The 10,333-nt window shown below is 44.0% G+C and carries 9 protein-coding genes, 1 pseudogene and 1 CRISPR repeat array; all 10 genes and pseudogenes read left to right on the plus strand.

The window, feature by feature from the left end; genetic code table 11:
* On the plus strand, positions 1-392 hold a 392-nt coding region (locus tag B4U84_RS29880), incomplete at its 5' end, for a pentapeptide repeat-containing protein (protein WP_131121625.1).
* Between the two features lie 272 nt (positions 393-664).
* The gene (gene recD2, locus B4U84_RS29885; RefSeq protein WP_131121626.1) at positions 665-2,920 is read left to right on the plus strand and encodes an SF1B family DNA helicase RecD2; all 2,256 of its coding nucleotides are present in this window, start codon (positions 665-667) and stop codon (positions 2,918-2,920) included.
* 62 nt (positions 2,921-2,982) lie between these two features.
* A CRISPR array of direct repeats spans positions 2,983-4,286; the repeat unit is 37 nt; unit sequence GTTTCCGTCCCCGTGAGGGGTGAAGGTAGTCTACGAC.
* 328 nt (positions 4,287-4,614) lie between these two features.
* Positions 4,615-5,310, plus strand: a complete 696-nt coding sequence (locus tag B4U84_RS29890) for a hypothetical protein (RefSeq protein WP_242677775.1) — start codon at positions 4,615-4,617, stop codon at positions 5,308-5,310.
* A gap of 128 nt (positions 5,311-5,438) precedes the next feature.
* Positions 5,439-6,287 carry a tyrosine-type recombinase/integrase gene (locus B4U84_RS29895; RefSeq protein ID WP_131121627.1) on the plus strand — a complete coding sequence of 283 codons (849 nt, stop codon included), beginning with the start codon at positions 5,439-5,441 and terminating at the stop codon, positions 6,285-6,287.
* Between the two features lie 60 nt (positions 6,288-6,347).
* Positions 6,348-6,762, plus strand: a pseudogene (arfB, locus tag B4U84_RS29900) (alternative ribosome rescue aminoacyl-tRNA hydrolase ArfB).
* A gap of 434 nt (positions 6,763-7,196) precedes the next feature.
* Positions 7,197-7,853 carry a glutathione S-transferase family protein gene (locus B4U84_RS29910; protein WP_131121628.1) on the plus strand — a complete coding sequence of 219 codons (657 nt, stop codon included), beginning with the start codon at positions 7,197-7,199 and terminating at the stop codon, positions 7,851-7,853.
* Positions 7,854-8,021: 168 nt separating this feature from the next.
* Complete coding sequence (psb34, locus tag B4U84_RS29915) at positions 8,022-8,192, plus strand: photosystem II assembly protein Psb34 (RefSeq protein WP_131121629.1); 171 nt, start codon at positions 8,022-8,024, stop codon at positions 8,190-8,192.
* A gap of 154 nt (positions 8,193-8,346) precedes the next feature.
* On the plus strand, positions 8,347-9,171 hold the full coding sequence (locus tag B4U84_RS29920; protein ID WP_207391049.1) for an SAM-dependent methyltransferase: 825 nt from the start codon (positions 8,347-8,349) through the stop codon (positions 9,169-9,171).
* Between the two features lie 182 nt (positions 9,172-9,353).
* Positions 9,354-10,106 carry a ParA family protein gene (locus B4U84_RS29925; RefSeq protein ID WP_131121630.1) on the plus strand — a complete coding sequence of 251 codons (753 nt, stop codon included), beginning with the start codon at positions 9,354-9,356 and terminating at the stop codon, positions 10,104-10,106.
* The coding region (locus B4U84_RS29930) for a ParB N-terminal domain-containing protein (protein WP_165490410.1) at positions 10,106-10,333 on the plus strand (228 nt) is incomplete at its 3' end. The genes B4U84_RS29925 and B4U84_RS29930, both read left to right, overlap by 1 nt.

Genomic DNA, 10,333 nt, shown 5'->3' on the forward strand with positions numbered 1-10,333 from the left:
TTCGTGCCGACCTAAGTGATGCCGACCTAAGTGGTGCTTATCTGACTGGTGTCTCTCTGAATATTGCTAACCTAAGTGATGCCGACCTAAGTGGTGCTTATTTGAATGGTGCGAACTTGATTGTAGCTAACCTAAGTAATGCTGTTTTAAGAAATGCCATCCTGATAGATGTCATCTTGAAAGAAGCTAACCTGAGTGGTGCTAACCTGAGTGGTGCTAACTTGAGTGGCGCTGACCTGAGTGGTGCTGACCTGAGCGATGCAAATGTTGAAAATGCCCGATTCGCAAATAATTTAGGAATTTCAGAACCCATAAAACTCGACCTAATTCGACGAGGCGCAATCTTTGAAGATTTTCCAGGAGATCGTTCAGGAGTTTTGGTTACTAAGTAAAGAATTTGGTTGCTTGAATGCACATTAGCTAAACTGCAAACACTACACACCTTTTGTTGAGCGATAAATTATTTGACCGTGAAGATCGCTATAATTTTCAAGAGCATCTGGGCAAAAGCGATCGCAATCTCTGATTTCATAATACATAAGTACTATAAAAATTCATAACTATCCAGTATAATGACCGCGTGCCACCGAATCAGTTACCAGTTATCAGTTATCAGTTATCAATCTGTTCACTGTTCACTGTTAACTGATAACTGTTAAAAGTAATGACCACTGCACCCAACCAAACGCATCAACAAATAAATGTTACTCCCAAACACGAATCAATTACGGGAGTAGTGGAACGCCTGACTTATTACAGCGAAGAGTCAGGTTACACGGTGGCACGGTTACAACGCCCTGGCGCAAAGGAACTAACCACGATTACTGGTAACTTTGCTAACATCCAGGCTGGACAGACATTACAACTAACTGGTTTTTGGCGCGAACACCCGCAATATGGCCCCCAGTTTCAAGTCACCAACTATAAGGAAACCAAACCAGCAACACTTACGGGAATTGAAAAATATTTAGGCAGTGGTCTAATTAAAGGTGTTGGCCCGGTTACAGCTAAACGCATTGTTGCCCATTTTGGTTTAGAAACCCTTGACATTATTGAAAACCAAATTGAGCGCTTGAGTGAAGTTAACGGCATTGCTAAAAAGCGTATTGCCATGATTCAAAAAGCGTGGAATGAGCAATCATGCATCAAAGAAGTAATGGTTTTTTTGCAAAGTCATGGCGTTTCCACTACCTATGCAGTCAAAATTTACAAGCAGTATGGCGATGGGGCGATCGCGATTGTTACTAACAATCCCTACCAATTAGCAGCTGACATTTACGGCATTGGTTTTCTGACTGCTGATAAAATTGCCCGTAACTTAGGAGTGCCGCCCGATTCAGAATTTAGATACCGTGCCGGGTTAACGCACGTACTTAGTGAAGCTGCCGAGGATGGACACTGTTATTTACCGCAGCCAGAGTTAATCAACGATGCGCGAGCACTCCTGAAGTGCTCTTCCCACGAACCAACAGAGGATGCAATAGTCCAAATCATCCGTAATATGTCGCTCGCAGATGAACTGATTAGAGAAAGCGCCACTGATAAAACTTTGCTTTGCTATAATCCTGCGTTCTTCAACACCGAACAAAATTTAGCGATCATTATTGGTCAGCGTTTAACCCGAAGCGTCAATTCAGACATTAAGCGCGTCCGCACTTGGCTGGAGCGTTTTACCCAAAGTCGTAAAGTTGAACTTGCACCCCAGCAACAAGAAGCGGTGGAAATCGCAGCTTACTCTAAAATCTCGGTGCTAACCGGCGGTCCCGGTACTGGTAAAACATTTAGCGTGCGTACCATCGTGGAATTATGGAAAGCTATGGGTAAATCCATCGCTTTGGCTGCACCCACCGGACGGGCGGCACAACGGTTAAGTGAAATGACTGGTTTGGAGGCAAAGACCGTACACCGATTGTTAGAATTTGACCCCAAAAAAATGGGTTTTAAGCGGGATATGAGTAACCCCTTGCCGCAGAAAGCAATTATTGTGGATGAGGCAAGTATGTTGGATTTATTTTTGGCATACAGTTTAATCAAAGCCGTACCAGAAGACGGTCAAATACTGTTTGTGGGGGATATTGACCAGTTACCATCAGTAGGTCCCGGTAGCATACTTGCCGATTTAATCAATTCGGGTAAAGTCCCTGTAGTGCGCCTCACCCAAGTATTTAGGCAAGCTGCAACGAGTGCAATTATTAGAAGCGCCCATCAAATCAACCGTGGACAGTACCCAAATATCGAACCAATTTCTAATACTCCCAGTAATGATTGTCTCTGGCATGGTGGCGGACATCAACCAGAACACGGGGTACAGGCAATTTGTGAATTAATTGATGGCTTAATTCCGACTCTTGGGTTTAACCCCGTTACCGATGTGCAGGTACTTTCCCCAATGGCACGGGGATTGGTAGGCACTCGTAACCTAAATAACGTACTGCAACAGTTAATTAATCCCCCTAGCCCCGAAAAAGTGGAAATTACTAGGGGTGGAACAATTTTGAGAACAGGCGATCGCGTGATTCAACAAACCAACGACTACAACCGGGAAGTGTTTAATGGTGATGTCGGGTTTATTACCAACATTGATACTGAAGAACAAGAAGTTACAGTACAGTACGCAGAACGGGAAGTCAACTACGACTATGCAGACTTAAATGAAATTGCCCTTGCCTGGAGCGTTACTATCCACAAGTCCCAGGGGTCTGAATACCCGGTGGTGATTTTGCCCTTGTACACGCAACATTACATGATGCTTAGTCGTAATTTATTTTACACTGGGCTAACCCGTGCTAAAAAGCTAGCAATTGTGATTGGTTCTCAAAAAGCCATTGGTATGGCTGTGCGTTCTGTTAACAAACAGCAGCGTTATACTCAGCTTGCTAAAAGGTTGATTCAAGTGGGTTTGCGTCCATTGGAGCAATAAGCGCAATTATTGATTAAAACATCACCAGTGCGATCGCTTCTTTTTTCTGCCCTGTTACTCTGGCTTTCGTCCCCGTGAGGGGTGAAGGTAGTCTACGACAAGGACGCCCCTCTAGAACAAGTAACAGGGCGCTACTGTCCTCGTTTCCGTCCCCGTGAGGGGTGAAGGTAGTCTACGACTCACAGAACTTATGTTGCGAACGAATCTGAGGACGTTAGAGGAGTTTCCGTCCCCGTGAGGGGTGAAGGTAGTCTACGACAGGGAATTGAGTGTCAACCGGGAAATTATGTCTTCACCCCGTTTCCGTCCCCGTGAGGGGTGAAGGTAGTCTACGACATACGCTATGGATTGTAGGAAAATCAATAGTAACGTTAATGTTTCCGTCCCCGTGAGGGGTGAAGGTAGTCTACGACTAAGAGTGTATTTGGTTCAAGTGTCTGCCGATATCACGGTTTTGTTTCCGTCCCCGTGAGGGGTGAAGGTAGTCTACGACCAAGGAAATTGCTAAAATTTCTATCCAAGATTTTACTTGGAGTTTCCGTCCCCGTGAGGGGTGAAGGTAGTCTACGACTTCAAATTCTACCCGCGCTGTTCGTGCGTGGTGTGATAATGTTTCCGTCCCCGTGAGGGGTGAAGGTAGTCTACGACGCGAAGCACGCATCGTAGTCCCCTCAGACTACCTCGAAGTTCAAGTTTCCGTCCCCGTGAGGGGTGAAGGTAGTCTACGACAGGAGATGGAAGCTGCAAATCAGACTCGTGATTACCTTGTTTCCGTCCCCGTGAGGGGTGAAGGTAGTCTACGACAGGAGATGAAAGATGAGTAACGAAAATATCCCTCAAAATCAAGTTTCCGTCCCCGTGAGGGGTGAAGGTAGTCTACGACGTAGGAGTTTATTTGTTAAGCTTTGGGACGTTTAAAGAAAGATTAAGTTTCCGTCCCCGTGAGGGGTGAAGGTAGTCTACGACCCCAGGAAGGCACCCGACAACGGCAGAGCGGTTTTACATCAAAGGTTTCCGTCCCCGTGAGGGGTGAAGGTAGTCTACGACTTCCTTCTACTGGAGATATTCGCAAAGACACTGATAATGCGCTTGTTTCCGTCCCCGTGAGGGGTGAAGGTAGTCTACGACTTCTGTTGAAATTCAAAAAGGTTTTAGACAACAAGATCAGAAGTTTCCGTCCCCGTGAGGGGTGAAGGTAGTCTACGACGCAGCAAATTTAAAAGTTCAAGAATTGGCTCTAAATATTCAGTTTCCGTCCCCGTGAGGGGTGAAGGTAGTCTACGACTTGGTGCGCTCCGTTGCATATTGAAATGCAATGGAGTTAGTCAAGTTTCCGTCCCCGTGAGGGGTGAAGGTAGTCTACGACCCTACCCTGTGGAAACCCTTACCATATTTAGTTTTCAAGGTGCAGTTGCGCCAGTGTACGGAAGCAGTGATGTAACCTAGTTGTACAGTACACATGTTAAAAAACATCTAGCGCCAAAAATTACTTTCAGCTTTAATATTACAGCAAAACAGCCACGAGTCAAACTAAAAAATCTAACTTTTCTTTTATTTACTTTGCTTGACTCATCCATAATCCTGAATCCTCACTGCGTCATTTTCATCGGCTTTTTTACATTCCGTTACAATCCACCAAAGCTTGATATGAAGAGACTTTCAGGATTCACATAGCCCTTAAACCTCAACTTGTGATGTTTACAAAATTAAACAAGCCAATCGCCCATCCTCACTCCTCACCTCTTGGGGAAAAACATACCCCATCCAGCTGTACAATTTCTACACTTGGTACATACATTAGTGTAGACATGACACCCATCGAGCGCGAATCGATTAACTTCAAACTGCCCAAACCCTTAGCCGCAGCCCTACGCAAAGCAGCCAGGGAACGCAAGACCACTGCCACAGATTTAGTTATTCAAGGGCTGCATCATATTTTAGGCGATGTACCAGGTACAGAAGTGAGTGTAGAAATTCGCTTGTATCAACTGGAAGAAGAGTTTTTTCGCCTAGCTGACAGTCTCAATGCGAAAAACACAAACACCCACGATGAACAAAGACTAACCAACCTAGAGGAAAAAGTTGATGCAATTAGCAATCGACTGGCGAAATTTGAAGGGGCATTGATACAGATGCAAAATAGCATTAACGCTAGATCGCGTTATAAATCAAGCGGCTACCCCTATCAGTACAACTCAGCACCACCCCAACCCCAACCTTTTGAGTCAGAAAAATTGGCTTTTAGACTCAATACTAATGTCTCAACGCTTACTGAAAAACACACAACTCTATCACAGAAAGATTTTGAATTGTGGTGTAAAGACCGTGACCCCAGTCAATATGCGTGGCGGTTGAACTCAAAAGATGGACTGTATCATCCGGTTAAGTGAGCAGCTGCGGGGTGGAGCATTGCCCATACCTGTCACACATCAGAAGTCGTTACCCCTACCCTAGCAAATAACTACAACTGTCCCCCCAGTAAGCTTTAATAAAGAAGCATTCAACATAAGAATAGGCAATGTTGAATACCCCAACTACACTTACTAACTCCCAACTCGTTGATTTGTGGCTACATGGCAAAAGTGCCAACACCGTTGACGGGTATCGTCGCTATGCGGAGCGGTTTTTTCGCCACATTGGCAACAAAGCTTTAAGTGAATGCACCCTCATGGACATTCAGATGTGGTCAATTACCCTTGGAGGGAGTAATAATTCCAAGCGGGTAGCTGTAGGAGCCATCAAAAGCTTGTTTTCATTTGCTAAACAGTTAGGTGTCATCTCATCCAATCTGGGAATACTTGTTAAGTCCCCAACAGCAAAAAATCGATTGGCAGAGCGAATTTTAACTGAATCGGAAGTACAACAGGTAATTAATAACACCACCAACGGACGCGATCGCGCGATTATCCGTTTACTCTATTTTGCAGGGTTACGGGTCAGTGAATTGTGTGATTTGAAGTGGCGCGATCTCAAAGCCCGTGGCGACGGCGGACAAATCACGGTGTTTGGTAAGGGTGAGAAAACTAGAACTGTGCTAGTGGGTGCAGGTATTTGGCGCGAGATTAATGAGTTAAAGGGCAACTCACGTAAAGATGACCCAGTGTTTGTCTCAGCTAAAGGTGGGCATCTGTGCCGCAGTATGGTTTTTCATATAGTAAAAAATGCTGCTAAAAGGGCAGGGTTAGAAGGTAATGTTAGCCCCCACTGGCTGCGGCACTCTCACGCATCACACAGTCTCGACCGTGGCGCACCAATTCACCTGTTACAAAAAACACTGGGGCATAGTTCGGTGGCGATTACCGAGATGTATCTCCACGCCAGACCGACTGATAGTAGCTCTTTGTATTTGCCAGATGATGATGAGTAGAGGAAGTGCGATTCTCTCCAAGACCAAGGGCCATCGCACTAATAACGCTATATATAAGGTATGCTGCAAATTTCTCACAAAATCATCATCCCCCATAGCGAAATCGAAATTAGCGCGATTCGCTCACAAGGAGCAGGTGGTCAAAACGTCAACAAGGTTGCTACCGCCATCCACTTACGCTTTGACATTGAAGCTTCATCATTACCCGCTTTCTATAAAGAGCAGCTTTTGAAGCTAAACGACAGACGCATTACCCAAGAGGGAGTAATTGTCATCAAAGCCCAAGAACACCGCAGCCAAGAGCAGAACCGGGAGGAGGCTTTAGAACGACTCAAAGAACTTATTAAAAGTGCAGTCGTACTGAAGAGAAAACGCAAATCTACTAAACCTACTCGCAGCTCTCAAAAAAAACGTCTTGACTCCAAAACGCGCGCGAGGACAGATTAAGTCCGCCAGAAGACAGGTCATTGATTAAAATGCGATCGCTTGTATGAATTCGGTTAAGCTTTTGTACTGCTAGAAGCATTACAATTAGTCAAGCCGCAGTTTAATTACAAGAAGTGACCTTCACCCATTCTCTGTACCCAGATAATTGGTCAGACCTTGCTGCTTCAGTTAAAAAAGAGGCTAAATGGTGCTGTCAAAAATGCGGGTTACAATGCATACGCCCAGGCGAAGATACTTCTAAACTGACGCGTTCCGAAAGAATGAAACGCACGCTACAAACCCATCATTGGGACAGAAACCCATCTAATAATTGTGCGGAAAACCTGATTGCCCTCTGTAGTGCGTGTCATCTTTATTACCATCAAGGGGGTAAGTCTAATGTTTCACCTGGGCAATTGTCTTTGTGGTGAGAGGGGCATGGAGTGAGAGACTATTAGCAGCAAACTGTTTAATTGCAAAACAATGAAGCTGTACTACATTCCTACAACACGGGCAGTACGCCCTCGCTGGCTCTTAGAAGAAATGGGAGTCCCCTATGAGTTGGTACGGGTTGATATGAATATGTCCAAACAGCCAGAGTATCAAAAGTTGCACCCACATGGGAAAGTACCAGTTCTGGTAGATGGGGAAGTCACGATTTTTGAATCTGCTGCCATCTGTGCCTATCTTGCTGACAAATATCTAGTGAAAGGGCTAGCTCCAGCACTAGATGCTCCTGAACGTGGCTATTACTATCAATGGCTGTTTTACGCCACATCTACATTAGAACCACCTGTAGAGCATTTTATGTTTGATGTTTTACCTAATCTGCCGGAAAAAATCATACCAATCAAGGTACGCTCCGCAATTGACACAACTGAAGCTCTGCAATGGTTTGACCGAGTTGCTGAACCCTTGAGAAAATCCATTGTTGGTAACAATTACTTGGTAGCAAATCGATTTACGACTGCTGATATTGTGACTGGAGGGGTTTTGTTATGGGCAAAAAAGCTAGGGATGTTATCAGATAGTGACCCCTTGAGTAGGTACTTAAACAACTTAATGCAGCGTCCAGCTTTCAAAATTGCCGATGAAGACTTTTACGCCAAGATATCTCACAAGCGTGCTGAATACAAGTGATGAATGCTGCGGCGATCGCTTTGGATAATTGCGTTTCGCCTAACTCCCCTATGCCTCATAAGCGCTCCTTATTAACCCCATTTCCCTTTTGTTGTCAAGTCCTGTTGACCTATTGTAACAATATTGTTATATTAGTTTACATAAGATAACAAATAAAGGAAACGAGCTATGTATACAACAGTTAATGAAGACGGCGTTCTCAATAACTACGCAACTGAACCCAAGATGTACTACGCCGAGTACCCTGCAATTTGGGAACAACGCAAATACGTTATCCAAGCTGTTTTTGCTTCAGCCATTGTCACTACTTTAGTTTTGGTTGGTTTTAGCGTTAGCTAAGATTTTCAACTTATCGCTATATCTCTGCTTTACCTCGGTAGTTAACACCGGGGTTTTTTGTTGTGGAATTTTAGATTAAGAAAAACATTCAATTTTGGTGGGTCCTTATGTGTGATATTGAACAGATGAGTACAAAATTTCTCTGTCAGTAAAAATGTCTGAAATAAAAGATTTAGTCAGTCTATCTTCACGGATGATGGCTGCTGTTCGAGCCATAGAAACACAAAGACCTGATGGTTTATTTAAAGACCCGCTAGCAGCCATACTAGCTGGGGATGACATTATTGCTGAAATTGCGCCAAGCGCTCAACAGTACGAAGACCAAGGTACACCCGTCGTTGCCGTGCGGACGCGCTTTTTTGATGACTTCTTGATGTCACAAGTTGATCAAATACGGCAAGTAGTTATTTTAGGAGCCGGGATGGATACTAGAGCTTTCCGCCTTCCTTGGCAAAGAGATACCCATTTATACGAACTAGACCGAAAAGAAGTACTTCAATACAAAGAGTCTGTTTTAGGAAATATACAAAGTAGATGTACACGCCACTCGATTGAAGTAGATATTAAAGAATCTTGGGCTGACAAACTTATAGGCTCTGGATATCTTCCAGAAATTCCTTCAGTATGGGTGATGGAAGGATTTGTGTACTATTTAAGCGAAACCCAAGTGCATGAATTATTAAAAACAATTACCAAATTAAGCGCTCCAGGAAGCTGGTTTCTTGCTGACCTGATCAACTCTTTCTTTGTATCTAAAAGCACTGATGAATTGTCCAARCATTGGAAATATGGATGCGACGAACCAGAAAATTTATTGTCTACCTATAACTGGGAGGCATCAGTTCTACAAGCAGGAGACGAAGGAGCTAACTTTGGTCGCTTTACACATAAGTTTCAACCCCGCAATGTTCTAGATGCGCCTCATTACTTTTTCGTCAAAGCCGTTTTGAAAATGGAGATGGGGAATTCTGAAATATAACAGGAATTTTGGGAATTTTGATTTTTTGATTTTAGTAGCAAACAGTGATGTGGATTGGATAATGCATCTCAGTAGTGCGATCGCATCTTCAAAGTAACAGTACTAGCTAAGATTAAGTTCGCTGTTGCTCAAAATTTGTCCTAAACTAGGACAACAAAAGCAACTCCCAAAAGCTTACACCCGTGTCTAAAATTATCGCCATCTTCAACCAAGCAGGTGGTGTGATGAAAACCAGCCTCACCATGAACTTGGGCTACCAACTGCACCTGAAGAAACATAAAGTTCTTCTTGTTGATATGGACCCGCAGGGGTCGCTGACTACATTCATGGGTTTAGAAMCCCACGAACTAGAAGCAATTGTTGGTGGTTCAATTCTCAACGAAGAAACAAAGTTGGCAATTCATCACAACCTGCATGGCATGGATTTAATTCCAGCCAATATTACCCTGAGTGCCGTTGAGCTACAACTTGCTTCTGTGATGGCAAGAGAAGTAAGACTTCATAAGGCTCTAGAACCTGTTTTAAATCAATATGATTTTATCCTGATTGACTGTCCTCCATCTTTGGGAGTTCTCAGTATTTTGAGCCTGAGCGCTGCAACTGGTGTTCTTATCCCCATTCAAACCCACTTCAAAGCCTTTAAAGGTACAGAATTACTGCTAGACACAATTAAACAGGTAAAAAAACACGTCAATCCCAAACTAGCAATTGCTGGAATTGTCCCTACTCTTTATAGTAATGCCAGCCAAGACAAAGTTATCCTAGAAGCACTGCAACAGCAGTTATCATCACTCGCCCCTGTTTTTGATCCTATTGGTCGCGCTACCGCGTTTGCTGATGCGGCTATGAATCGTCAACCACTAGCTGTTTATGCCCCCAAACATCCAGCAGTCGCGGTGTTAAATAAGATTGCTCAAGGGATGGAGAAGCTGTAATGTCTAAAAAACGCCTAGAAGCGCCAAAGATGCGTGGTGTTGAAGATTTGCTCACTATGGATGTAGAGCCAAACCAAACTACCACGGCTTCCATCAACAAAATCCAAACCTCAAGCAACCAACCGCGCCGTTACTTTGACCCAAACAAAATGGCGCAACTAGTTCAATCTGTGAAAGAACATGGCATTTTAGAACCACTGCTCGTTCGTCCACTTAATAGTGACGAA

Source organism: Westiellopsis prolifica IICB1, from assembly GCF_004323185.1.
GTDB lineage: Bacteria > Cyanobacteriota > Cyanobacteriia > Cyanobacteriales > Nostocaceae > Pelatocladus > Pelatocladus prolificus_A.

Excerpts from the sequence above, each read along its gene's own strand:
- recD2 (WP_131121626.1), top strand. The coding sequence starts at position 665 with ATGACCACTGCACCCAACCAAACGCATCAACAAATAAATGTTACTCCC.
- B4U84_RS29890 (WP_242677775.1), top strand. The coding sequence starts at position 4,615 with ATGTTTACAAAATTAAACAAGCCAATCGCCCATCCTCACTCCTCACCT.
- B4U84_RS29895 (WP_131121627.1), top strand. The coding sequence starts at position 5,439 with ATGTTGAATACCCCAACTACACTTACTAACTCCCAACTCGTTGATTTG.
- B4U84_RS29910 (WP_131121628.1), top strand. The coding sequence starts at position 7,197 with ATGAAGCTGTACTACATTCCTACAACACGGGCAGTACGCCCTCGCTGG.
- psb34 (WP_131121629.1), top strand. The coding sequence starts at position 8,022 with ATGTATACAACAGTTAATGAAGACGGCGTTCTCAATAACTACGCAACT.